25 protein-coding genes and 1 tRNA gene are annotated in these 23,255 nt (G+C 66.4%); 15 read left to right on the top strand and 11 right to left on the bottom strand.

Annotated features, from left to right (window positions below):
- Nucleotides 1-40 precede the first annotated feature (40 nt).
- Nucleotides 41-376 carry a hypothetical protein gene (locus tag VHAB30_RS13060; protein WP_159277294.1) on the bottom strand — a complete coding sequence of 112 codons (336 nt, stop codon included), beginning with the start codon at nucleotides 374-376 and terminating at the stop codon, nucleotides 41-43.
- A gap of 790 nt (nucleotides 377-1,166) precedes the next feature.
- On the opposite strand from VHAB30_RS13060, the gene VHAB30_RS13065 reads away from it, so the two are divergent.
- Genes VHAB30_RS13065 through VHAB30_RS13095 form a run of 7 tightly spaced genes read left to right on the top strand, consistent with a single transcriptional unit; the run spans nucleotide 1,167 to nucleotide 6,441 of the window.
- Nucleotides 1,167-1,787, top strand: a complete 621-nt coding sequence (locus tag VHAB30_RS13065; protein ID WP_159277295.1) for a carboxymuconolactone decarboxylase family protein — start codon at nucleotides 1,167-1,169, stop codon at nucleotides 1,785-1,787.
- The gene (locus VHAB30_RS13070; RefSeq protein ID WP_159277296.1) at nucleotides 1,784-2,836 is read left to right on the top strand and encodes a LacI family DNA-binding transcriptional regulator; all 1,053 of its coding nucleotides are present in this window, start codon (nucleotides 1,784-1,786) and stop codon (nucleotides 2,834-2,836) included. The genes VHAB30_RS13065 and VHAB30_RS13070 overlap by 4 nt, the downstream gene beginning before the upstream one ends.
- Entirely contained in the window at nucleotides 2,833-3,615 is a 783-nt protein-coding gene (locus VHAB30_RS13075) for an SDR family NAD(P)-dependent oxidoreductase (RefSeq protein ID WP_070059277.1), read from the top strand. The genes VHAB30_RS13070 and VHAB30_RS13075 overlap by 4 nt, the downstream gene beginning before the upstream one ends.
- 37 nt (nucleotides 3,616-3,652) lie before the next feature.
- A complete protein-coding gene (locus VHAB30_RS13080; protein ID WP_159270766.1) occupies nucleotides 3,653-4,624 on the top strand; it encodes a Bug family tripartite tricarboxylate transporter substrate binding protein in 972 nt (323 codons plus the stop codon).
- Entirely contained in the window at nucleotides 4,617-5,384 is a 768-nt protein-coding gene (locus tag VHAB30_RS13085) for an SDR family NAD(P)-dependent oxidoreductase (protein WP_070059279.1), read from the top strand. Before VHAB30_RS13080 ends, VHAB30_RS13085 begins: the two co-directional genes overlap by 8 nt.
- A gap of 23 nt (nucleotides 5,385-5,407) precedes the next feature.
- Complete coding sequence (locus VHAB30_RS13090) at nucleotides 5,408-5,962, top strand: VOC family protein (RefSeq protein WP_159277297.1); 555 nt, start codon at nucleotides 5,408-5,410, stop codon at nucleotides 5,960-5,962.
- A 41-nt stretch (nucleotides 5,963-6,003) separates the two neighbouring features.
- Nucleotides 6,004-6,441: an ester cyclase gene (locus tag VHAB30_RS13095; protein WP_235926634.1), complete on the top strand. Its 438-nt coding sequence runs from the start codon at nucleotides 6,004-6,006 to the stop codon at nucleotides 6,439-6,441.
- A 142-nt stretch (nucleotides 6,442-6,583) separates the two neighbouring features.
- On the opposite strand, the gene VHAB30_RS13100 is transcribed toward VHAB30_RS13095, so the two are convergent.
- Nucleotides 6,584-6,802 carry a hypothetical protein gene (locus tag VHAB30_RS13100; RefSeq protein WP_062472384.1) on the bottom strand — a complete coding sequence of 73 codons (219 nt, stop codon included), beginning with the start codon at nucleotides 6,800-6,802 and terminating at the stop codon, nucleotides 6,584-6,586.
- 233 nt (nucleotides 6,803-7,035) lie between these two features.
- Between VHAB30_RS13100 and VHAB30_RS13105 the strand changes: the two genes are divergently transcribed.
- Nucleotides 7,036-7,524 (top strand): hemerythrin domain-containing protein, encoded by a 489-nt coding sequence (locus tag VHAB30_RS13105; RefSeq protein ID WP_139701815.1) that lies wholly within the window; start codon nucleotides 7,036-7,038, stop codon nucleotides 7,522-7,524.
- Nucleotides 7,525-8,385: 861 nt separating this feature from the next.
- Here the strand turns inward: VHAB30_RS13105 and VHAB30_RS13110 are convergent.
- The 3 genes from VHAB30_RS13110 to VHAB30_RS13120 form a co-directional block, all read right to left on the bottom strand.
- Nucleotides 8,386-9,165: an alpha/beta fold hydrolase gene (locus tag VHAB30_RS13110; RefSeq protein ID WP_139701817.1), complete on the bottom strand. Its 780-nt coding sequence runs from the start codon at nucleotides 9,163-9,165 to the stop codon at nucleotides 8,386-8,388.
- 266 nt (nucleotides 9,166-9,431) lie between these two features.
- On the bottom strand, nucleotides 9,432-10,214 hold the full coding sequence (locus tag VHAB30_RS13115) for an SDR family oxidoreductase (RefSeq protein ID WP_062472393.1): 783 nt from the start codon (nucleotides 10,212-10,214) through the stop codon (nucleotides 9,432-9,434).
- The gene (locus tag VHAB30_RS13120; protein ID WP_159277299.1) at nucleotides 10,211-10,540 is read right to left on the bottom strand and encodes a nuclear transport factor 2 family protein; all 330 of its coding nucleotides are present in this window, start codon (nucleotides 10,538-10,540) and stop codon (nucleotides 10,211-10,213) included. Before VHAB30_RS13120 ends, VHAB30_RS13115 begins: the two co-directional genes overlap by 4 nt.
- A 99-nt stretch (nucleotides 10,541-10,639) precedes the next feature.
- On the opposite strand from VHAB30_RS13120, the gene VHAB30_RS13125 reads away from it, so the two are divergent.
- Nucleotides 10,640-11,539, top strand: a complete 900-nt coding sequence (locus VHAB30_RS13125) for a LysR family transcriptional regulator (protein ID WP_159277300.1) — start codon at nucleotides 10,640-10,642, stop codon at nucleotides 11,537-11,539.
- A gap of 486 nt (nucleotides 11,540-12,025) precedes the next feature.
- Here VHAB30_RS13125 and VHAB30_RS13130 read toward each other — a convergent pair whose 3' ends face one another.
- The 4 genes from VHAB30_RS13130 to VHAB30_RS13145 form a co-directional block, all read right to left on the bottom strand.
- Nucleotides 12,026-13,252 (bottom strand): tyrosine-type recombinase/integrase, encoded by a 1,227-nt coding sequence (locus VHAB30_RS13130; protein ID WP_159277301.1) that lies wholly within the window; start codon nucleotides 13,250-13,252, stop codon nucleotides 12,026-12,028.
- Nucleotides 13,253-13,425: 173 nt separating this feature from the next.
- A tRNA-Gly gene (locus tag VHAB30_RS13135) sits at nucleotides 13,426-13,499 on the bottom strand.
- A gap of 46 nt (nucleotides 13,500-13,545) precedes the next feature.
- On the bottom strand, nucleotides 13,546-13,770 hold the full coding sequence (locus tag VHAB30_RS13140; protein WP_062472399.1) for a hypothetical protein: 225 nt from the start codon (nucleotides 13,768-13,770) through the stop codon (nucleotides 13,546-13,548).
- A 152-nt stretch (nucleotides 13,771-13,922) separates the two neighbouring features.
- The gene (locus VHAB30_RS13145) at nucleotides 13,923-14,198 is read right to left on the bottom strand and encodes a hypothetical protein (protein ID WP_159277302.1); all 276 of its coding nucleotides are present in this window, start codon (nucleotides 14,196-14,198) and stop codon (nucleotides 13,923-13,925) included.
- 216 nt (nucleotides 14,199-14,414) lie between these two features.
- On the opposite strand from VHAB30_RS13145, the gene ligD reads away from it, so the two are divergent.
- A complete protein-coding gene (gene ligD / locus VHAB30_RS13150; RefSeq protein WP_159277303.1) occupies nucleotides 14,415-16,952 on the top strand; it encodes a DNA ligase D in 2,538 nt (845 codons plus the stop codon).
- Between the two features lie 33 nt (nucleotides 16,953-16,985).
- Nucleotides 16,986-17,900, top strand: a complete 915-nt coding sequence (gene ku / locus VHAB30_RS13155) for a non-homologous end joining protein Ku (RefSeq protein WP_062472415.1) — start codon at nucleotides 16,986-16,988, stop codon at nucleotides 17,898-17,900.
- On the opposite strand, the gene VHAB30_RS13160 is transcribed toward ku, so the two are convergent.
- A complete protein-coding gene (locus VHAB30_RS13160) occupies nucleotides 17,901-18,809 on the bottom strand; it encodes a LysR family transcriptional regulator (RefSeq protein WP_159277304.1) in 909 nt (302 codons plus the stop codon). It abuts the gene before it with no gap.
- A gap of 110 nt (nucleotides 18,810-18,919) precedes the next feature.
- On the opposite strand from VHAB30_RS13160, the gene VHAB30_RS13165 reads away from it, so the two are divergent.
- From VHAB30_RS13165 to VHAB30_RS13180, 4 genes are all read left to right on the top strand, one after another.
- The gene (locus VHAB30_RS13165; RefSeq protein ID WP_159277305.1) at nucleotides 18,920-20,188 is read left to right on the top strand and encodes an SGNH/GDSL hydrolase family protein; all 1,269 of its coding nucleotides are present in this window, start codon (nucleotides 18,920-18,922) and stop codon (nucleotides 20,186-20,188) included.
- A gap of 78 nt (nucleotides 20,189-20,266) precedes the next feature.
- Nucleotides 20,267-20,503, top strand: a complete 237-nt coding sequence (locus VHAB30_RS13170; RefSeq protein WP_070059288.1) for a hypothetical protein — start codon at nucleotides 20,267-20,269, stop codon at nucleotides 20,501-20,503.
- 36 nt (nucleotides 20,504-20,539) lie between these two features.
- A complete protein-coding gene (thpR, locus tag VHAB30_RS13175) occupies nucleotides 20,540-21,151 on the top strand; it encodes an RNA 2',3'-cyclic phosphodiesterase (protein WP_159277306.1) in 612 nt (203 codons plus the stop codon).
- A gap of 78 nt (nucleotides 21,152-21,229) precedes the next feature.
- Nucleotides 21,230-22,246, top strand: coding sequence for an aminoglycoside phosphotransferase family protein (locus VHAB30_RS13180; RefSeq protein WP_159277307.1), 1,017 nt, complete (start codon nucleotides 21,230-21,232; stop codon nucleotides 22,244-22,246).
- Nucleotides 22,247-22,265: 19 nt separating this feature from the next.
- On the opposite strand, the gene VHAB30_RS13185 is transcribed toward VHAB30_RS13180, so the two are convergent.
- Nucleotides 22,266-23,192 carry a hypothetical protein gene (locus tag VHAB30_RS13185; RefSeq protein ID WP_159277308.1) on the bottom strand — a complete coding sequence of 309 codons (927 nt, stop codon included), beginning with the start codon at nucleotides 23,190-23,192 and terminating at the stop codon, nucleotides 22,266-22,268.
- Nucleotides 23,193-23,255: the final 63 nt, after the last annotated feature.

Raw genomic sequence — 23,255 nt, forward strand, 5'->3', positions numbered from 1 at the left:
CTGTCAAATCAATTGAACCTGAACAGAATCGAGCCGCCCCTCACTGGGGCAGGCCGTGCGTGCCCGTCGGCCGCGCAGCGCCATCGCTGTCCGCGCGGTGCCGTGCAAAGATCCTGGAGGGTCGCTGTCGCCAGCGCGCGGTGCGCGACTGCGGGTACGAGAATTTCGCCAACTCCTCGCGCCCCTTCTGCGTGATGGCCAGCACCTGGGCGGCCGAAGGGGAGCCAGACAGAGCGAGCGAGTTCGAGGGCGCGGGGATCAGGGCAACGACGAGCCCGGCGGCCCGAAGCACCCGCACCTGATCGATGTCCGCGGCGCGATAGAACGAGACAGGCAAGCGAGAGCCGGCAATTTGCTTGAGCAAGTTCATGGCCATTGAATACCTCCTTTTCGGTTGACCAATTTCCGACGCAAGCGAACATAGGAGCCTTCGAATCGATTTTCAAGAGGCGGTTTTCGACACCCGCGCGAGACGCAGGCCGACACGAAAAAAACCCGGCCGCACGCGACCGGGCTGAGGTTTACAGCAAGTCCGCGGTGGTGCCGCGGAGACAAAAAGCTACCGCGCCGCGCCGACGCAGGCATGTCAGACAACTTCTGATTCTTGAACGCCAGCGCAATGGCCGGACCGACGCGCTAACGCGCCTGGGCGCGTCGATTCTGCAGGGCGTATTCGGGCAACATCCCTCTCAAGTTGAAGGCATCCTAGACCGTGCCGTTGCGAGAGGGTCAAGCACTTTCCAGGGGCCGCGGTCGCTGCGTCAGCCGTTTTTCGACGGGCACCCTCTGCCTGCAGCAGGCTGCGCCAGGTGTGCGGACATCAAGAGCTTCGGCCCAACCCGGAAAACGAAAGCGGTTGCTGGCCGGAGACTGACATGCGTCGCGTCCAGCGCAGCTCATCCGATGCTGGCCGAGCGCGCAACGGCCATCTGCAAACAGCTTGAGCCGGCCCTTGACGTCACGCGGCGTCGCAGGGATTCCCATCGCCGGACCACGTCTGTTTCCGGGGCGAAGGCCATCCGGCTGAAGTCGATCCTAAGGCGGTGGAAAGATGTAGAACCGTTTTCATTCGTTCGGCACTTCTTTCTCCTTCGTAATTTCCTTCGTTTTGGGAATTCAGGGTTATCACTGTAGAAACGTTTCCACGCCCCCCGCAAACTGCAGTCATGACCGGTTCTGCATCGCCCTTTCTCGCACCCTCCACACGCTTGCCACTGCGGCCGCCCCCCTACGAACCCGAGGTGGCAGCAGCCGTGCAGAGCACCGCCTTCAAGGGCCTGTCACCCCTGAACCTTCGACTGGCGCTCGCGAATCACAGCAAGCTCGGCCCGGCCTTCCAGGCCATGGCACATGTGGTGCTGTTCCAGTGCGCGCTGCCCGAACGGGACCGCGAGATCGCGATCATCCGCACCGGCGCGCTCACGCGGTCCGAGTACGAATGGGGCATGCACATCAGCATCTACGCGGACAGGTGCGGCCTGGATGCCGCGCAGGTGCGCGAGCTCACCGGCAGTGCCGACTGGCATGCGCTGTCGCCAGGCCTGTGGAGCGACAAGGAACGCCTGATCGTGCGCATGGTGGATGAGCTGCACCACCACTGCACGGTGTCCGATCAGACCTGGCAGTCCCTTGGCGCGGGCTGGCCGCAGGAGCAGGTGATCGAGCTGATCTTCGCGTCGAGCTTCTATCACATGGCCGCGCTGTTCCTGAACAGCGCGGCCGTGCCGCTCGAGCCCGGTGCCGAGCGTTTCCCTGCCCCGCTTGCACAGGCGAAAGTGCCGGCATGAAGGCCAAGATCACCATCCGCGAAGTGGCCAAGGCCGCCGGCGTTGCGATTGGAACGGCCTCGCGGGCCCTGAACCGCAGCGGGCGCGTTAGCGAGCAGGCCATCGCAGCGGTCACCAAGGCGGCGCGCGAGCTCGGCTACACGCCGGATTCGGTGGCGCAGAGCATGCGCACCCGCTCGACAGGCGTGGTCGGGTTACTGGTGTCGGATCTGGCCAACCCCTTGTACGCGCGGATCATCACGGCGGTCGAATCGCGCCTGCTGACGGCGGGCTATGCGCTGCTGGTGGCCAGCACCCACAACGACGACCAGCGCGAGAAAACCCTGATCGACCTGTTCCGGCGCCGGCGCGTGGACGGGCTCATCCTCGGTCCCTGCCAGGCCGAGACCCCGGCCTACCTCGACCAGCTGGCGGCGCACGGCCCGGTGATCGCGCTCGATCGCGACTTCCAGGGCAACAACGCGGGCGTGCACGTTGACCACTACCACGGCGCGCTTCAGGCCACGCGCTACCTGCTGAACCTCGGTCATACGCGCATCGCACTGCTGACGCCCGGCAGCGTGTTGCGTCCGGGTCGCGAGCGCATCATGGGCTACAGGGACGCCTATCTGGAGCGTGGTCTGCAGCCCGACCCCAAGCTGATCCGCGCCGAGAAGTCGGCGATGGACTTCGCCTTCAGCGAGGCCCTCTCGCTGCTGGGCTCCCCCACGGCGCCCACGGCCTTCCTGTGCCTGGGCACCCGCATCCTGTCGGGCGTGCTGCAGGCACTGCGTCACTCGGGCCGTTTGGCGCCCGATGACGTCAGTGTCGTCAGCATCGGCGACACCGACCTGTCGCAGCTTTTCAGTCCCGCCATCACCTCGCTGACCTGGGACCTGGAAGCGGTCGGCACCGCCGTGGCCGAGCTGCTGCTGCGGCGGCTGGACAGCACAGCCCCCCTTGAGCAGGAGCGCATCCTGCTCACCACCCAGATGGTGCTGCGCGAATCCTGCGGTCCGGTCGCCAAGGCACCCGCTGCCGTCCGCAAGAAAACGAGAGCGGCCTCATGACGCAGCGTCTGAAAGACAAGGTGGCCATCGTGGTCGGCGCCGGCTCCATCGGCACCGACATCAGCAACGGCGCCGCCTGCGCCGTCACCTTCGCCCGCGAAGGCGCGACGGTGATCTGCGTCGACCGGTCGCCCGAAGCTGCGGCGACGTCGGTGCGTCGCATTCATGACATCGGCGGCATCGCCGAGGCCTTCGAGGCCGATGTGCGCAGCAGCGAGCAGATCGAGCGGATGGTGAACCACTGCCTGGCGCGCTTCGGCCGCATCGACGTGCTGCACCACAACGTCGGCATCGAGGAATTCGGCGAGCTGATCGAGGTGACGGAGGAGTCCTGGGACCGCGTGCACGCCATCAACCTCAAGGGCCCCATGCTCACGGCGCGCGCCGTAGTGCCTCACATGATCCGACAAGGCGGCGGCGCCATCATCAACGTCTCCTCCATCGCGAGCCGCAAGTGGAGCCCGATGCAGTTCCTGTCGTACAGCACCTCCAAGGCGGCACTGAACCACATGACGCGCGTCGTGGCGCGCCAGTACGCGCAGCACCAGGTGCGCTGCAACGTGATCGTTCCGGGCCTGATCGACACGCCGCATGCCGCGGCCCTTTTCAAGAGCGAACAAGAGGCGCAGGCCGGCCGACAGGCACGCAACGCGCGCTGCCCCATGGGCCGCCAGGGCTCGGCCTGGGACGTGGCCAACGCGGCGCTGTTCCTCGCCTCCGACGAATCGAGCTACGTGACGGGCCTGGAGCTTGTGGTCGACGGCGGACTGTCCCTGTAGACGGGTATTCGAGCATCAACGACAAGGAGACAACACCATGCGCACACTGTGGATTGCCGCGCTCGCGGGCCTCGCATTCGCCGCCCATGCCCAGGCGCCCTCGGACTATCCGTCGCGGCCGATCCGCTTCGTCCTGATCTCGGCCGCAGGCAGTGGCGGCGACGCGCTCGGCCGGCTCCTGGCCGACAAGATGGCGCCCCTGGTCAAGGGCGCTTTCGTGATGGACAACAAGCCGGGCGCCAGCGGTGCCATTGCCACCGACTTCGTCGCCAAGGCGCCGGCCGACGGCTACACGATCGGACTGGGCGGCGCGACCACGCACGTGCTGCTGCCCGCGAGCAATCCCAAGCTCTCGTACGACTCGGTCAAGGACTTCGCACCCATCGGGCAGGTCGGCACCGCCTCTATCCTGCTTATCGCGACCAACGACTTCCCGGCAAACAACGCCAAGGAGCTCATTGCGCTGGCCAGGAAGTCGCCCGGCAGCGTGCAATACGCGAGCTGGGGCATCGCCTCGACCGGTCACTTTTGCGGGGAGCTCTTCAATCTGCGCACGCAGGCACAGATGAGCCACATCCCCTACAAATCGGTGGTGCAGATCCAGACCGACATGCTGGGTGGCCACGTCAAGCTGGCCTACGTGGACATGGCATCGGGCTCGCCGATGGTCAAGTCCGGCAAGGTCAAGGCGATCACCGCCTGCACCTCGCGCTCGCCCAGTCTGCCCGACGTCTCGAGCTACGACGACGAAGGCATCGATTTCGCGGGCAAGCGCATGGGCGCGCTGCGCTGGGCGCTGTACGCACCCGCGGGCACCCCCAAGCCGATCGTCGCCAAGCTCTCCGCCGCGCTGAAGCAGGTCGTCGAGATGCCGGACGTGAAGGCGCGTCTTCTGGACCTGGGCATCACCGCCGCGTTCGTCGGTGGCGACGAACTGCGCGCCATGACCGCCGCAGACATCGAGGGCTGGCGGCAGATCGCCAAGGCCGCGAACATCAGCAATGAGTGACGCGGCCCTTCCCCTGCTGCAGGGCCGCGTGGCCTTGATCACCGGTGCGTCCCGTGCGCGCGGTATCGGCCTGGCGACCGCACGGCTGTTCGCCCGCCACGGTGCCCGGGTGGCGCTGCTCGACCTCGACGAAGGGCAGGCACAGGTCGCTGCCGAATCCCTCGGCGTCGAGCACATCGGCATCGGCTGCGATGTGCGCGATGCCGGCGCCTGCAAGGCGGCCGTGGCGCGCGTGCTGCAATGGGCGGGCCGCATCGACGTGCTGGTGAACAACGCTGCCATCACACAAAAACGCGGTGTGCTGGACGTGAGCGCCGAGGACTTCGAGCAGGTCGTGGGCATTGCCCTTCGCGGCACCCTCCAGATGTCGCAGTGCGTGATCCCCACCATGATCGAACAACGCAGCGGCTCGATCATCTGCATCTCGTCGATGTCCGCGCAGCAAGGCGGTGGCGTGTTCGGCGGCAGCCACTACTGCGCCGCCAAGGCCGGCGTGCTGGGCCTCATGCGCGCCATGGCCAAGGAACTGGGCCCCCAAGGCATTCGCGCCAACGCCATCACGCCGGGCTTGATCATGACGGACTTCTCGCGCGGCGCGAACTCCGACGACAACAAGCACGCGCTGGGCAAGACCTTTCCACTGAGCCGTGTCGGCCAGCCCGAAGACATCGCGGGCGCGTGCCTGTACCTGGCAAGCGACCTGTCGTCCTTCGTGACCGGCGCAACGCTCGACGTCAACGGCGGCGCGTACATGCGCTGACCACGCCCCAAGGAGTCCATTCAATGAGCATGCTGTTCGGCGGCGCCCGCCAGGTCGGCTATGTCGTCCACGACATTGAGAAGGCCATGGCCCACTGGTCACGCACGCTGGGCGTGGGTCCGTGGTTCTACAAGGAAGAAGTCGGCACGACCGAGTTCACCTACTACGGCAAGCCCTCGCGCCTGCCCAGGTTGTCCATTGCACTGGCCAATTCCGGCGACCTGCAGATCGAACTGATCCAGCAGCGCGACGACGCACCGTCGCTTTACCTCGATTCGCTGCGCCGCGGCGGCGAGGGCGCCCAGCACCTGGCCTACTGGACCGACGACGGCTTCGACAAGGCCGTGCAACACCTGCTGTCGATGGGCTACATGGAGGGGCACAGCGGCCGCATGGGGATGCGGGGGCGCTTCGCCTACTTCGTCCATCCCGACCTGCCCAGTGGCATGTTCGAAATCTCCGAGATGGCCGGCGGCAAGGGCGAGTACTTCCATCAGATCCGGCGTGCAGCCGAAGGGTGGGACGGCAAGGATCCGATACGCCGCATGGGCGCAACCGGCGCCGCGCCCACGCCATGACGGCCATGGCATACCCCGCTCAGCAACCAGCAGGAGATTCCGTGCAGACCACAACCCTTCAAGCGGCACGCATCAAGACGGTACGCGATCACATGGCGCTCGAGTGCACGCAGGAGTGGGATGCGGTGATCGACACCTTCGAGCATCCCCGCTACGAGATGCACGGCAGCGGCGTGGTGTTCGACGGCGAGGAAGAAGTGCGCGGCTATTTCCGCAGCTCGCGCACGCCCTTTCCCGACCTGGCCAACGAGATCATCGCCATCGCCGCCGACCAGGACACGGTACTGGTCGAGTTCTGGCTCAGCGGAACGCACCTCGGGCCGCTGCATGCCAACGACAAGGTGTTCGATGCCACAGGCCGGAAATTCCGGATCCGCCTGGCGGCAAGTTTCGAGTTCGCACCAGGCTCCGACAAGATCGTGTGCGAGCGGCCCTACTCCGCACCCGATGCGAAGCTGCGCGCGCTCGGGTTGATCTGACGACCCTCTCGCGCTTCGCCTCGGCTGCGCGCGTCGAGAGGAGGCGGGAAGCCACCCAACCTCCTGCTCACTGGCTGTGCGCTATCGTCTTGGCGGCTTGCACTCAACACCGAGTGATGTTTCTCCTGCGCTGCGCAGGCTCTCACAGCGGCCTGTCGCGCATCCGCTCAAGCTCGCCCCGGCCATGAGGCGTGATTCGCAGAACAACCGCTGGCAGGTCATGGGCTTCAGCCTCTTCTGGAAGGATCGCCTCGACAAGCCCCGCGGCAACCAGCACCGCGACGTTGCGGATGTCCATGGGGTCGGTCACGGTCAGCGGCAACGTTTCGTGTTCGACCTTCTTGAGGAAATCCATCGGCATGAAGCGCTCCCTTTCTCGAAGCGGCTCAGTTTAGGTCAAAGGACCTCCCTCAATCCCCGCAAGGCCCTTCTCTCTTCCATGAGCAGAACGGACTTCTCCCGCTCCTGGGGCTGAGCCCACAGTTCACGCACCGGAGAGCCTCAGCACATTGACGGCTTCCCGCAGCGACGCCGTCCTACGCCCACAAGCACCCACCCCTGAGATGTTGGGGACCCACCGACCAGGAGACCCCGATGACAGCCAAGCGCCATGAACCCGATGCATGCTCGCTACTCGACACCGATCACAAGAACGTCAAGAAGATGTTCGCCGCCTACGAGGAGCTTGCCAGCTCAAAAGCTGCCAGCGCCTCGGAGAAGAAGCGAGATCTTGCACTGCAGATCTGCATGGAGTTGACCGTTCACACGCAACTCGAAGAAGAGATCCTCTATCCAGCAGTGCGCGAAGCCATCAAGGAAACTGAACTGCTCGACGAAGCCGAGGTTGAACATGCGAGCGCCAAAGACTTAATTGCGCAGATCCAGGATTCGACCGAAGTCGATGAGATGTTCGATGCGAAGGTGAAGGTCCTGGGCGAGTACATCGACCACCACGTCAAGGAAGAGCGCAACGAGATGTTCCCCAAAGCGCGTGCCGCGCGGGGACTCGACCTGGTTGCCATGCGCGAGCAACTCACCACTCGCAAAGAAGAATTGATGGCGGACATGGCCCTCACGGCCTAGACTGCCCCTAGGCCCCCTTCCTGGAAGCGTTCCGCCGCCCCTTCGCAAAGACGCAGCCGTCAATGCTGGCCCTCACCAAGCCGCAACTTCGCAATTCCACAGGAATGTTGCGCCCACCCGGTATCGCGATGAAGCTTCCGTACTTTGCATGCTCGTGCAACATCAAGCATCTGGAAAGTGTCCCGGGGCAGGCATGGCTTCGCCTGTTACCCCGGGTTCAGATGTATCGCTGCATGAACTGCGGGCAATCGCAAGTGTTTTCGCGGCGCTCCATCGATCGAGCCCTGGCCCTTCAAGATGCTCAACCGGCCAGCTCCAGAGAACTGGATGGGATGCGCCATCGTCCACCGCACTGATGCTCCGGGCGCGCCCAATGGGGCAGCGAGACCGAACGCCGGAGCCAATTCCGCGGTCAGGGGCTGAGTACGGGCACCAATTTCCACCCACGCTGGTTGGCCCTGAGCTCGAGGACCGTCCTCGCAAATTCGGCGGGTGGCTGGTTATCCGGTGGCACGTGGCCCGGCAGGCTCGCAGTCACAAACTTCTTGAACCGCGTGCGGTTGGGGGACGCCGCAGCGTCCTTCGAGATAGTGAACGGCCGAGCCGTGCAAGTCTGCAACCTTGGGGTCGCCAGTACCCCCCATTTTCGCTTCTATGCAGGGGCGCCGGTCCATGACACCGACGGCTTTGCACTCGGGTCAATCTGCGTCATCGACTTTCGTCCGCGGAAGCTGGATGGCAGCCAAAGACGCACCCCGCTGGAACTTGCTGCGCTTGCTTCTGACGAAGTGAAGCTTCGAGAGCTGATGGCCAAGCTTTAGACGAAGCGAGCGCGCAACGGCCATCTCGCATTCAAGGGAATCACTGGGCCCGGCGCCCTCCCTCCCTGGCAGCTCGATCGATCACGTCGGCGACTGCCTTCGGCTGGGTCATGAATACCGCATGGCTTGCCTTGACCTCCTGAACCGTGGCGCCGATGCGCTTGGCCATCTTGTGCAACATCCGGACGTCGAAGGCCCTGTCCTCGGTCGCGATCACCGCCCAGCTTGGCTTGGTCCGCCATGCGGCGTGATTGAGCTTGGTCGCAAACACCGACATGTTGATCGGCACCTGCGAATCACGCAGGAACGCGGCGTCCGCATCGCTGGCATCGCCGGCGAAGCCGATCTTGAACTTCTCCCGATTGACGAATCCGAATCCGTCCGACTGCGTGTCGATCACGAAGTCGGGGGCCGTGAATCCCGCGTACTGTTCGCTTGTGGTCTCGCCGGCGTCGGGCGACAGCGCGGAGACATAGACAAGACCCACCACCTTCGGATGGATGCCCGCTTCGGTGATGACCGTGCCCCCCCACGAGTGACCCACGAGGATAGTAGGACCGTCCTGGCGCGCGAGCGCGCGCTGCGTCGCCGCCACGTCGTCGGCCAGAGACGTCAGCGGGTTCTGAACGATGGTGACCCGGTAGCCTCGGCCGATGAGCTCGTCATAGACGCCGCGCCAGCCCGAACCATCGGCAAAGGCGCCATGCACCAGCACGACGTTTTTCGCCTGCACCTGTTGGGCATGGGCGCCGCCACCGGGACCGACGATGCTGGCGGTTGTCGCAGCTGCGATCAAAAGCTTGCGAATCAGTGAGTTCATGGGATGTCCTATGAGTGGATGGGAGAAGCGAAATGGTAGGAAAGAACGTGTTGAACAGGGTTGCGAATATCACGCCAAAGTTGAAGCTTTGCGCGCAAGAATTGCTGTTCTTCAAAACTGCGTTTCGTGACACGCTGCAGATGCGCAATAAAGCTGTTCGGTCCGAATGGCGCGCGGGAAGCGTTGCCACGCACGCAGTCCCTCGCCATCGCACGCGTGTGCAGCCAGCTGCTTTCGTACCGTGCCGGTGATGGCCGCGGCCTTGCCTAGACCGTCGGGACGGTCCCGCCATCGATCAGGTGTTCCGACCCTGAGATCGAGCCCGCCCGGGGTGACACAAGGAACGTGATCAAGTCGGCAACTTCCTGCGGCCTGGCCGGTCGACCCAGCGGAATGCCGCCGAGCGATTGCATGATGATCTGCTTGCCACCCTCGTAATCCGTGCCGGCCTGGTGGGCCAGGCGATCGGCCAGCGCCACCGACGCTTCGGTCTCGATCCATCCGGGCGACACGCGCAGCACGCGCACGCCCTTGGGCGTCACCTCTTTCGACAACGCCTTGCTGTAGGTGGACAAGGCCGCCTTGGCCGCCGCATACGCGGTCGTCGATTCCGGCAGTGGCAGCAGGCGCTGGATCGAGCTGACGTGGACGATGACGCCAGAGCCCTGCGCGAGCATGGCGGGCAGCAGCGCACGATCGAGCCGCACGGCCGGCATGAGGTTCTGGTTCAGTTCGGCGAACCACTGGGCATCGTCCAGGGCCGCGAAGCCGCCGCCCGGTGCGCTGGAGCCGCCGACCACATGCACCAGGATGTCGAGGCCGCCCCAATGCCCGAGCACCGAGTGCGCCACCTTGGCGGCGCCTTCAGCCGTCGCCAGATCGGCGGTCACATGGACCACGCCCCCGATGGGCCGCGCGGGCGCGGCGCGGGCCGTGGTCATCACCTGCACACCGGCGTCGCGCAGGCCTTGAACGACGGCGGCGCCAACGCCTTTGGTGCCGCCGGTGACCAGCGCGCGCTGGCCCTGGAGTTGAAGATCGAAGCTCATGCCGTGATCTCCAGCGACGCAATCAGGCCGCGTTCGAGGCGAAAGCGATATCGAAGATCGACCGGACTGCCGGGAAAATTGCCGGCCACGTGCGCCCGCACGACCTGGAACTCCCCCGCGTAGTCCAGCGCAAATGGCTCGACCGTGTACGCGTACTGCGTGGATGTCGCGCTCTTCCATTCCTGGATGGCGCGGCGGCCGGTGTGGGTGCGGCCCTCGTCCTTCACGATGGCTTGAGGCGTGAAACAGCGGGCCAGGGCCTCGGCGTTCTGCCGATCGGCCGCGAAGTAGGCGGCGATCGGAGCGGGAAGGATCAGGGTACTCATGGTGACGACTCCTTGGATGTGAAGACCTCAGGATGCGCGTCGATCATCAATAAGTGAATCGCCTAGAATCTTCACGAGCTATGTAGAAGGAAATACAGAATGCGCGGATCGGAGTTTGCCGAGCTCAAGGCCTTTGCTGCCGTGGTGGAACGCGCGAGCTTTGCCCGCGCCGCCGAGCATCTGGGGCTGTCTGCTTCGGCGCTGAGTCAGACCATCCGACAGCTGGAAACCCGGCTGGGTACGCGGCTGCTGAACCGCACGACCCGCAGCGTGGCCCCCACCGCTACCGGGGCGCAGCTGTACGGGCGCATCGCGCCGCTCTTCCGGGACATGGCCGATGCGGTGAATGAAGCCAGCGCGATGGCGGGTCAGACGCGCGGCACGCTGCGCATCAACACCCTCGGCATGGCCGCCTGGCAGGTGATCGGCCCCCGGCTGGGCCGGTTTCACCGGACGCACCCGGAAGTGACACTGGACATCGTGGTCGACAACGGCCTGAGCGACATCGTCGCCGGTCGCTTCGATGCGGGCATCCGCGTCGGGGGCAAGCTGGAGAAGGACATGATCGCAGTGCGCTTGACGCCGGACGTGAAGATGGTGGCCGTGGCATCCCCGGACTATCTGGAGCGTCGCGGCAAACCGCGGTCCCCCGCCGACCTGCACGGCCACGCCTGCATCAACTGGCGCCTGCAGGGCGACGGGAGTGCCTACCGCTGGGAGTTCGAAAAAAAGGGCAAGCGGATCGAAGTGGCGGTGGAAGGACCCTTGGTCACCAACCACTCGGACACTGGCGTCGCTGCGGCACTCCAAGGGCTGGGGATCGTCTATGCCTTCGATCGCGAACGCGTCGATGCACTGCTCGCCCAGGAGCGACTGGTGGAGGTTCTCGCCGACTGGTCGATTGCAAGGCCTGGCCTGTTCCTGTACCACCCCAGCCGGCGCCACTTCCCTGCCGCACTGCGCGCCTTCATCGACTGCATGCTGGAGAAAGACCCCTGAGCGGACTTTCTCTTCCCGGCGATCAGACCGGGGGCCGGGCGGCCCTGCCGGCGTCGCTCGATGGTGACTTCAATATTTCCGCGGATAGGAGCCGGGCAGCCGGAACTCCGCATGGCTCGTGAGCAGCTTGGCAATCTCCGGCTGCGAGGCGTGATCAACGTTCCGATCGTTCATCGGCGGACTTGATCAGACGTTCCCTAGAGATCTCGGAGCAGACGGAAATCTGAGCGAGCGTCGATTGAGCGGCGCAGATCCGTCCGCCTTGCCGCCGCGGCGAGGCGGATCGACGCGCTGCCGGAGGACTCGATTGAGACGCACAGCAGACGTTCAGCGGGCCATACCGACTGACTGCAACCAGTCTGAAAGCGTCTTTCAGCAGGCGCCGCTCGCGGGGCGCTGATACAGCCTCAGCCTCTTGGCAAGCTTCACGAGAAAAAGCGAAGCATTGCGTGATATCAGCACCGTGTTTTTCGCAAACACGAGCCCTCAAGAGAGAGCCGGCTTGGACAGACGGAGTTGATCCAAGTAATTCGCCCAGAGCACCATCATTTCGCGGCGCTGTTCCTTCAACTGGGTGCGGTTGTACGCGGTCCCCAAAGGCCCGCTTTTGCCGTGCGCCAGCTGCTCTTCAATCACCTCAGGATTGACGCGGAGCTGATCAACCATGATCGTTCTCGCCATCGCGCGAAAACCATGCGCAGTCATTTCCGTGTTATTGAACCCCATCCGTCGCAGTGCGGTATTAACCGTGTTGTCCGACATCGGCCTCTCGCCTGTAAGCAAGCTGGGGAAAACGTAGCGCCCATGTCCGGTCAGGACTTTCATACGCTTCAACGAATCAACCGCTTGAGGGGCGAGGGGAACGAGGTGAGGCTCGCCATTGAGCTTTGCCTGCTTCGTCCTTTTCATCGATGCTGCCGGTATGACGACCTGGCTGCCACTGAAGTCGACCCAACTCCATTCCATCGCGCGGATGTTGCCGGGCCGCTGAAAAAGTAGAGCGGACAAGAGCAGCGCTTCTCTTGTTGCGGGCAGTCCGCGATAGCCGTCAATCGCGCGCATGAGGTCCCCCGCCTTCTGGGGATCAAGCACAGCAGCCATGTTCTTTACGATCACCGCCCCCAACGCTCCCCGCAGCTTGGTGGCCGGATCATCTTCACAGCGCCCCGTCGCGATGCCATACCGAAAGACTTGCCCGGCGTACTGGCGCAGGGAAACCGCCGTCTCATTCAACCCCTTCCCCTCGACTCGGCGCAGCGGCTCTAACAAGACGTTTGCGGTGATCTCGCCCAGAGGCAATCCACCAATCCAAGGAAAAAGATTGCTCTCTTGCAGGCGCAACCACTTGGTGCTGTGCGCCTCACTCCACTCCCGCTGCTTGAGCGCGTGAAATTCACGAGCGACCTTCTCGTAGGTTGTCACTGCGGTCGCGCGGACCTTTGCCTTGTCTAGGCGGCGGCGCTGGGTGGGGTCAGCACCGGTTTGCAGCACTTTGCGCGCGTCATCACGAGCCGCTCGCGCATCTTTGAGCTTGACCGCGGGGTAGCTGCCAATCGCGAGCCGCTTCTCCTTGCCGCCAACCGTGTACTTCCAAAACCAGCGCTTGGATTCGTTGGACGCGACTTCCAGGTAGAGATTGCCGCTATCACTGAGGCGCGCGCGCTTCTTGTCAGAGGGGCACGAAGCGTTTTTGCAGGCGAGTTCTGTGAGCATAGGGGAACAAGGCTTTGGGTCTGAGCCAAATATACCGATGTTCCCCGTGCCGTGCCCCGTGGAGGCGTTGGCTTCGCTTGGATCGCGTAGGCTTCTCTCGGACCCTTCTTAACCGTAACCCCTTGATTTTCAAGAGATTCTTGGATCCTCTAGGAATGCCTCGGAACGTCAACTGGAGCGGGTGAAGGGAATCGAACCCTCGTATGAAGCTTGGGAAGCTGCCGTTCTACCATTGAACTACACCCGCAGCAGGCGCGGATTCTAACGTCAGTTCACTCGCACACGGCGCGCGCTCAGGTCTGCAGCGCATCCCTTCGCAGCCGCAGCGCCGCACGCCCTTGCGGCGTGATGAGCAGGACGACAGCGACGCGCGGGCCCGTGCCGCTGGCGGCCGGTGGCAGCACGGCTTCGATGAGGTGCGCAGCGACCAGCATGGTCGCGCAGTGGATGTCGGCTTCGTCGCGGACCGCCATCGGGAACGACGCGTCTTCGATGCGCTCCAGAAAGTCCATGGGCATGGGAAGGCTCCTGAGGAAACGAGGCGCAGTCTAGGTCGTTGCGCCCCCGAAAATGCAGCCCGGATGGGTTGCTTTTGTAACCAAATCGACAGGTCGCACGGTGCGAGCGCCGTGCGAGAACTTTCGCCCGACAGCGCCTCGCCACCCGCGTCTCACCGCCGTGCACGCATCCGTGCGAAATCGCCGCAGGCCAGCACGATGGGCCCGTGCGGATCGGCCCGGAAGCGCGCCACCGCCGCCGCCGAGATCACGTCGAAATGCCGTTTGCAGGCATGCAGCGTGTGCTCGCCGATTTCCTGCGCGCCGAGCGCATCGTGCAGCACGTCTTGCGAGATCTGCGCCAGCACGCGCGCGCCGTCGGGACCGTCGGGGTACACGGCAAACCGTACCGTGGCCGTATCGAAGCAGTAGATGCCTTCGAAGTCCATCGCCTTGTCTCCTTCATCGCAGCGCAAGGATTCGGCGCGCGCGCTGCGCAGCGTGGTGATGGATTTGCACGCATGTTGAAGAAGGAAGCGGCCTACAGCTGCGGTCCGCACGCCTGGCCCTCGCCCGCCCCTCGCGTGCGCGTGCGGCCTCGGCCCACACGAAGACCGGACACCTGGCCGATGCGGCGCGGCCCGAATGCGGGCACACCAGAGGCCATGGCCCGTTCCGACACGCCCCTCGCAACCTACCAGGCGAAGCGCGACTTCGCCGTCACCGACGAACCCGCCGAAGGCGGCAAGGCCCGGCCGCACGCGCCCGCGTTCGTGATCCAGAAGCACGCGGCGCGGCGGCTGCACTACGACTTCCGGCTCGAACTCGACGGCGTGCTGGTGTCGTGGGCCGTGCCCAAGGGGCCGAGCCTCGACCCCGCGCACAAGCGCATGGCCGTGCATGTGGAAGACCACCCGCTGTCGTACGCCGGCTTCGAGGGCACGATTCCCGAAGGCCACTACGGCGCGGGCGACGTCATCGTGTGGGACCACGGCAGCTGGGAGCCCGTGGGCGATCCGCGCAAGGGCCTGGCCGCGGGCAAGCTCGCGTTCCGGCTGCACGGCCAGAAGCTCGAAGGGCTGTGGGAACTCGTCAGGATCGCCAAGGGCGGCGAGCGGCAGGAGCCCTGGCTGCTGTTCAAGAAGCGCGATGCCTTCGCGCGCTCGCATGCCGAGTACGACGTGGTGTCCGCGCTGCCCGACAGCGTGGCCGGGGCACGCAAGACCGCCAAGGCCGAGGCCGCGCCCACATCGCCCGCCTTGCCCGCAGCGGGCGCGGTGAAGGCACGCCTGCCCGCCAGGCTTTCGCCGCAGCTCGCGACGCTCGCCACCGGCGTGCCCGAAGGCGCACCCGGCGACTGGATCTTCGAGATCAAGTTCGACGGCTACCGCCTCATGGCGCGCATCGGCAACGGCAAGGCACGCCTGCTCACGCGCGGCGGCCACGACTGGAGCGCGAAGCTGCCGAAGCTGGTGGCCGAGCTGGAGCGCCTGGGCATCGGCAACGCCTGGCTCGACGGCGAGATCGTCGTGCCCGACAAAGACGGCACGCCCGACTTCAACGCGCTGCAGAACGCGCTCGACCGCGAACGCGCCGACCCCATCGTGATGTTCCTGTTCGACGTGCCCTTCTTCGAGGGCTTCGACCTGCGCCACACGCCGCTCGCCGAACGCCGCCGGCTGCTCAAGCAACTGATGGACGCGCGCGCCACGCGCCGCCTGCGCTTCAGCAGCGACTTCGAGGCCGATGTCGACTCGATCCTGCAATCGGCCTGCCGCATGAACCTCGAGGGCGTGATCGCCAAGCGCGCCGACGCGCCGTATGTCTCGCGCCGCAGCGACACCTGGCTCAAGCTCAAGTGCATCCGGCGCCAGGAGTTCGTGGTGTGCGGCTACACGCTGCGCACCGACAGCCCGACGCGCATCGGCAGCCTGATGCTGGGCGTGCACGCGCAGAACGGCGAGCTCGTGTCGGTCGGCGGCGTCGGCACCGGCTGGAACGACCGCGAGGCGCGCGACATCCGCCGCCAGCTTGCCGCGCTGGACACCGACCACGCGCCGTTCACCGGCGGCGAGGCCAAGCCCGGCCGCCGCCGGCCGGGCGGCACGCGGCACTGGGTGAAGCCCAGGCTCGTGGCCGAGGTGCGCTTCGCCGCATGGACGCCGGACGGGCAGATCCGCCACGCGTCCTTCGTGGCGATGCGCGACGACAAGCCGGCCTCGGAGATCGTGCATGAAGAGCCCCGCGACATCGCACTTGTCTCCCATGAAAAGGGCACGAAGGCCATGAAGACACCGTCGAAGAAATCCGCCTCCACCGTCGGCGGCGTCGCCGTGAGCCACGGCGAGCGCGTGATCGATGCGGCTTCGGGCCGCACCAAGCTCGACCTCGTGCGCTACTACGAATCGGTGGCCGACGACATGCTGCCGCACCTGAAGGGCCGCCCCTGCGCGCTGGTGCGCGGGCCGCAGGGCGTGGGCGGCGAGATCTTCTTCCAGAAGCATGCCGAGAAGGTCCACATCGCCGGCGTGAAGCAGCTCGACCCGGCCCTGTGGCCCGGCCATCCGTCGATGCTCGAGGTCGGCACGCGCAAGGCCTTGCTGAACGCGGCGCAGTTCAACGTGATCGAGTTCCACACCTCGAACGCGACCTCGACGCACTTCGACCGGCCCAACCGCATGATCTTCGACCTCGACCCGGGCGAAGGCACGCCGTGGCCGCATGTGCAGGAAGCCGCGCTGCTGATGCGCACGCTGCTCACCGAGCTGGGCCTGGCCTCATGGCTCAAGACCAGCGGCGGCAAGGGCCTGCACGTGGTCGTTCCGCTGCGCATGCATTACGACAACGACACCGTGAAGGCCTTCTCGCGCGCCATCGTGCAGCACATGGCCCACGTGATCCCCTCGAAGTTCGTGGCCAAGAGCGGGCCGTCGAACCGCGTCGGCAAGCTCTTTGCCGACTACCTGCGCAACGGCGTGGGCGCGACCACGGTGGCGGCCTACTCGGCGCGGGCGCGGCCGGGCATGGGCGTGTCGATGCCGGTGCGCTGGGACGACCTCGCCGGCCTCAAGAGCGGCGCGCACTGGACCATTGCCACCGCGCGCGAACACCTGTCGTTCCAGTCCGAAGACCCCTGGGCCGACTACTGGACCACGCGCCAGCCGCTGGGCGAGGCGATGAAGCGGCTCGGCTTCAAGCGATAGCCACGAACCCACGAACAAGGAAAGAAGCACACCATGGCCACGAGAACCCTCTGGAAAGGCGCCATCACCTTCGGGCTGGTCCACATCCCCGTGGGCCTGCACACCGCCAGCACCGAACAGGGCATCGACTTCGACTGGCTCGACAAGCGCAGCATGGACCCGGTGGGCTACAAGCGCATCAACAAGCGCACGGGCAAGGAGATCGCGCGCGAGCAGATCGTGAAGGGCTTCGAGTACGAAGACGGCAAGTACGTCGTGATCTCGCCCAAGGAGATCGAGGCCATCTACCCGCGCACCACGCAGACCATCGAGATCCAGCGCTTTCTCGACGTCGGCGAAATTCCCTTCGTGTACCTGGAGCGCCCCTACTACCTCGCGCCGATCAACAAGGGCCAGAAGGTCTACGCACTGCTGCGCGAGGTGCTGGTGAAGACCGGCAAGGTCGGCCTGGCCAAGGTGGTGATCGCCACCAAGCAGCACCTGGCGCTGCTGATTCCCTTCGGCAAGGTGCTGGTGCTCAACCTGCTGCGCTGGGGCGACGAGATCAAGGACGCCGACGGGCTCGACCTGCCGGCCGCCGGCATCAAGGGCGCGAAGCTGTCGGCCGCCGAGATGAAGATGGCCGAGCAGCTGGTCGGCGACATGTCGGGTCCGTGGAACCCCGACGAATTCAAGGACGAGTTCAAGCACGCCGTGATGAAGATCGTCGAGAAGAAAGTCAAGGCGGGCGACACGGAGACGGTGGTGCAGCCGGAAGAAGAAGCACCTGAGGGCGGCGCCGAGGTGATCGACCTGACCGAGCTGCTCGCGCGCAGCCTGCGCAGCGGCAAGCGCACGCCGCCTGCGGCGAAGAAGCGTGCGGCGAAGTCGACGGCTTCTGCACGCAAGACCGCGCACAAGCCTGCGGCGGCCAAGCGTGCGAAGAGCGTGGCCCGCAAGGCGGCCTGACTAACGCCGCGGCGCTTTCGCAGCCCCCGGCAACGCCGCCACGCGCTGCGCCAGGAAGTCGACCAGCACCTGCACGCGCAGCGGCAGCTGCCGGCGCGGCGCATAGAGCAGGTGCAGCTCCTGCGCCGGCCCCGTGTGCCGCGCGAGCACGCGCACCAGCCGCCCCTGCGCCAGCAGGTCCGCGACCATCCACGTGGGCTGCAACGACACGCCCGCGCCCGCCAGCACGCTGTCGAGCAGCGCCACGGCGTTGTTGACGCGGTAGCGGCTGCGCAGCGGCACGGCCACCGCGCCGTCGGGGCCTGTGAGCAGCACGCCGTCGTCGCCTGCCGCATAGCGCAGGTAGTCGTGCGCCAGCAGGTCCTGCGGCGTGCGCGGCTTGCCGCGTGCGGCCACGTAGTCCGGCGAGGCGACGAGCACGCGCGGCCAGCTGCCCAGGTGGCGCGCGACGAGGTCGGGCGGTAGCGCGCCGCCGACGCGCAGCGAGACGTCGATGCGCTCCTCGCGCGGATCGACGAAGCGGTCGTCGAGCACCAGCTCCAGTTCGATGTCGGGGTACAGCCGCAGGAACTCGACCGCCATCACGTTGAGGTGCCGCTGTCCCAGCGTGACCGGCGCACTCAGGCGCAGCAGGCCGCGCGGCTGCTGCACCTGGGCGCGGGCATCGGCCACGGCGTCGCCGTAGTCCTCGAGCATGCGGCGTGCGCGTTCGTGAAAACGCTGGCCCTCTTCCGTGAGGCTCAGGCCCGTGGCCGCGCGCCGCAGCAGCCGCACGCCCAGCGATCGCTCCAGCCCCGCGACCAGCTTGCTCACGGTGGGCTGCGTGGTGTCGAGCGCGCGGGCCGCACCCGAGAGGCTGCCGAGTTCGACGCTGTTCACGAAGGCAGAGAGTGCGCGAAGGGTGTCCATGGGGTCATTCGATTCAGGAATGCGATGCATGCCATTCTGCCTTCTACCCCTCGCGATTCGAATGAAAGAAAGTTCGCCCATCGACACTTCTTTCACCTGAGGACATTCACATGACCGCTTCGCGACTCACCTCCCTCCTGCGCCAGGGCGCGCTCGCCCTTTCCCTCGCGGGCGCCGCCACCGTCTCCGTTGCAGCGCCCACGCACTGGAGCCCCAGCTGGATGGCCGCCACCCAGTCGCTGTGGGACCCAAGCTTCGTGCTGCCGGTCGGCATTCCCGCCCGCTTCGAGCGGCAGACGCTGCGCCAGGTGGCGCGCCTGAGCATCGGCGGCACGCGGCTGCGCGTGGTGATCAGCAACGAAGGCGGCACCACGCCGCTGCACATCGGCGCGGCGCGCGTGGCCCGCCATGCGAGCGGCTCGGCGGTCGTCGAAGGCACCGACCGGGTGCTGCGCTTCGGCGGCCGCAGCGACGTGACGCTGCCGCCCGGCGCGCGCCTCGTGAGCGACCCGGTCGACCTGCCGCTGCCCGCGCTGAGCGAGGTGGCCGTGTCGCTCTACCTGCCGGAACCCAGCCAGCCCGCGGGCTTTCACTTCGACGCGCGGCAGACGCTGTACATCGCCGACGGCGACCTGAGCGCCGCCGCGCGGCTGCCGGCCGCCGCCACCTCGTGGAGCACCCGCGTCTACGTGAGCGGCCTGATCGTCGAGACGCCGCAAGCGCCCGTCACCGTCGTCGCGCTGGGCGACTCGATCACGGACGGCAACGGTTCCACGCCCGGCGCCCACACGCGCTGGCCCGACGCGCTGGCCGAACGGCTCGCGCCGCGCGGCGTGGGCGTGCTCAACGCCGGCATCTCGGGCGGCCGGCTGCTGAAGGACGGCATGGGCCGCGCGGCGCTCGAACGCGCGGGCCGCGACGTGTTCGCGCAACCCGGCGTGCGCGCGATGGTCGTGCTGCTGGGCACCAACGACATCGGCTGGCCCGGCGGCCCCTTCGCACCGCAGGAGCCCGCGGTGCGCGCCGAGGCCGTGATCCAGGGCTTTCGCCAGCTGATCGAGATGGCCCACGCCCACAACGTGCGCATCGTGGGCGCCACCATTCCGCCGAACGAGCGCGCGCTCGAAGGCACGCCGCTGGCCGGCCACCACTCGCCCGAGAAAGACACCGTGCGCCAGACCATCAACCGCTGGATCCGCGAAAGCGGTGCCTTCGATGCGGTGGTCGATGTCGACGCCCTGCTGCGCGACCCGGCCCGGCCGACCCGACTGAAAGCCGCCATGGATTCGGGCGACCACCTGCATCCCGGCGACGCCGGCTACCGGGCGATGGCGGCGGCCATCGACCTCGACGCCTTGCTGGGCAACGATCTTCGATAGACTGCAAATATACTGTACATAAATACAGTCTTTTCTCTAGAATGGCTCGTCTCCAAGAACAACATTCGAGGCGACGCCATGACCACCGCCAACCCGCCTGCGCCCTCGGCGCAGGTGCTTTTTTTCTCCTCGCGACAGCATCCGTTGCAGTCGCGTTCGCGCACCACCGGCAAGACAGGCCGGATTTCGAACTGGCCCTTCCGCGTGACGCGGGAGCACGGCCACGACGACAGCAACGAACAGGATGACATCCGCGTTCAGGCGGCGCGCGTCATCCGGACGACGGCCGCGCATTGGTGGCCGCCGGAGCCCTGAACCGCCTTTTCATCCTTCTTCCCCCGGAGAACTGCAATGGACGACTTCCACCGTGGCGATGCGTTTGCGAACGAGCCCGAGCCCGAACCCGACTGGGACTCCCCCGCTTTCGAGAGGCCACGCCACCTTCTCATCGCGCTGTTTCCCGAGCCCGAGGTGCAAGCGGCGATCGAAGCGCACCGCAAGGAGTGGATCTGGCCCAAGGGCCACTACTTTCCTCGCAGCCCGCGACTGCACCTGACGCTCCACTGCTTCGGCGACCAGCCCAAAGATGTCGAGAAACGCCTGCGTGAAGCGCTCGCCCAGGTTCGGGTGCGGCCCATGAGCCTGGTGCTGGACAGTTCGCGCACATGGCGCAACGACATCGCGGTGCTGCAGCCCGCCGAGCACGGCGCTTTGCGCACCCTGCATGCGGACATCGGCCGTGCCGTCCAGAAGGCGGGCATCGTCACGGAAACGCCGACGTTCACACCGCACATCACCATCGCCCGCCGCACCGAGGGCGCGGCCTACCCGATGCGCCTGCCGCCGATCCCGTGGCACGTGAGGAAATTCCTGCTCGTGCGCTCGTTCACTTCGCATCCCGTCGAGCACAAGGTGCTGGCCACCTACGAGGCCGACGAAGAAGACAAAGAAGACGCCGTCTGACAACGGCCGGCCGGCTTTCGTGGCCTTATCGGGTGAGACAATTTTCGGCGCCCATCGAACCCACGCCACGCCCGCCGCATGCTGACACCACCCGATATCGCCCCCGACGCCGTTCAAGCGCGTCTCGCCGAAACCTACGGCCTGCAGGCGACACGCGCCGAGTTCCTGCCGCTGGGCGCCGACGTCGATTCGGCCGCGTTCCGCATCGAGGCATCGGACGGCCGCGCGTACTTCCTCAAGCTGCGCCGAGGCGGCTTCACACCCGCCGTGGTCGACGTGCCGGCCGTGCTGCATCACACCTTCGACATCGACGCCGTGATGGCCCCGCTGCTCACGCGCACGCGGCGACTCAGCGTGCAGGACCATGGCTTCGACTGGGCGCTCTATCCGTTCTTCGACGGCCTCGACGGCTTCACGCGCGCGCCGACCGACCGGCAATGGACCTTGCTCGGCACCACGCTGAACGCCATCCACCGCACCGAGCTGCCCGAATCGCTGCGGGCGGGCCTGCCGCGCGAAAGCTATTCGCACCACTGGCGCGAAGGCGTGCGCCGCTACCAGCGCCTCTTCATCAACGGCGTGGCGGGCGACGATCTGGTCAAGCGCTTCCTCGCCTGCTGGGACGCGCACGACGAAGAGATCGATTCGATCGTCTACCGCAGCGAACAGCTCGCTTCGATCCTGCTCGAGAAGTCGCTGCCGCAGGTGCTGTGCCATGCCGACCTGCATGCAGGCAACGTGCTGCTGGGCGACGACGACCGCCTGTGCATCGTCGACTGGGACACGCTGATCCTCGCGCCGAAGGAGCGCGACCTGATGTTCATCGGCGGCGGGGTCGGCGGCGTGTGGAACCAGCCGCGCGAAGAAGCGCTGTTCTTCCAGGGCTACGGCACGACCGAGGCGGTCGACACGCTCGCCCTCGCCTACTACCGCCACGAACGCATCGTGCGCGACCTGCTCGAGTTCTGCGACCAGATGTTCGACCCGCAGGCCAGCCGCGAAGACCGCGAGGAAGGCCTGCGCCAGATGGCGAGCCAGTTCGATCCGGGCAATGTGGTCGCCGTCGCGCACCGCGACTACGACGCCATCACCTGAAACACCTGAAGGGCGCCGCTCAGATCAGCAGGTCCTGCGCGTCGTCCTCGAAGCCCGCCACGGGCTGCGCCTTGGCCAGCGCCAGCCACACCGAAAAAGGAATGCGCTCGAAGGCGCGGTGCACCGCGGCGCGCGCCACCACGAGGCGTTCGCCCTCGAGCACCATCACGCCGCATTCGGCCGGAATCTCGTCGGGCGACGCGATGCAGCGGCCCTTGGCGTCGTTGCCCAGCACGTACCAGCACTCGCCGCCCAGGTCGAGATAAGCCGCGCGCTTGTCGGGCTTGCGCAGGTCGCCCAGCAGGTCGGCGCGGCTGACTTTCACCTCGTGCACGATCGGGTGCGCATAGGCCTCGACGCTGGTGTTGCGGATCGAGAACACGTCGGGCCGCGCCATGCACCAGCGCGGCTTGCCGCCCTCTTCCAGCGGCGGCAGCCGGGCGCGCAGGCCCAGGCCGCGCCAGGCGATGCGGCCGCCGTGCGTCATCTCGCGCGCCACGCGCTCCACCAGCGCCTCGTGCGGCGACAGCGCCGCGCGGTTGACCGTGAGCGTGGTGGCGATGCGCGCAATGCCCGCGTCGGTCACGCGCAGCGTCTCGTGGCCCAGCGCGCTGCGCACGCGTTCGAGAAAACCGCCCGCGAGCAGCTCGACCTCGATGGTGTCGCAGCAGGGCCAGCCGGCCGAGCGGTAGATCTCGCGCAGCCGCCGTGCGTGCGGCTTGCCGAAGGGCACGGCCGTCTGCAGGGGCGGCGGGTCGCTCACCGGCGGCGGAAAACCGGGGTCCGTCACCGGGGGCACCGTGGGCGGCGGATCGCCTTCGGGCGGCGGCACGGGCGGCGGCGGTGGCGGCATGGGCACATCGGGCGCGGGCGGCGGCGGGCCGATCGGCGTGGCGACGACCTCATCGGCAAGGGCAAATGCGGCGGTTGCGGCGAGTGCGGACATGAGAAGAACAGGTTAGCGAAAAGTGAGGGGCGGCGCGAGGCATGGAACGATCGGTTGCATTCG

The sequence above is a fragment of the Variovorax boronicumulans genome (assembly GCF_009811375.1).
Lineage (GTDB): Bacteria > Pseudomonadota > Gammaproteobacteria > Burkholderiales > Burkholderiaceae_C > Variovorax > Variovorax boronicumulans.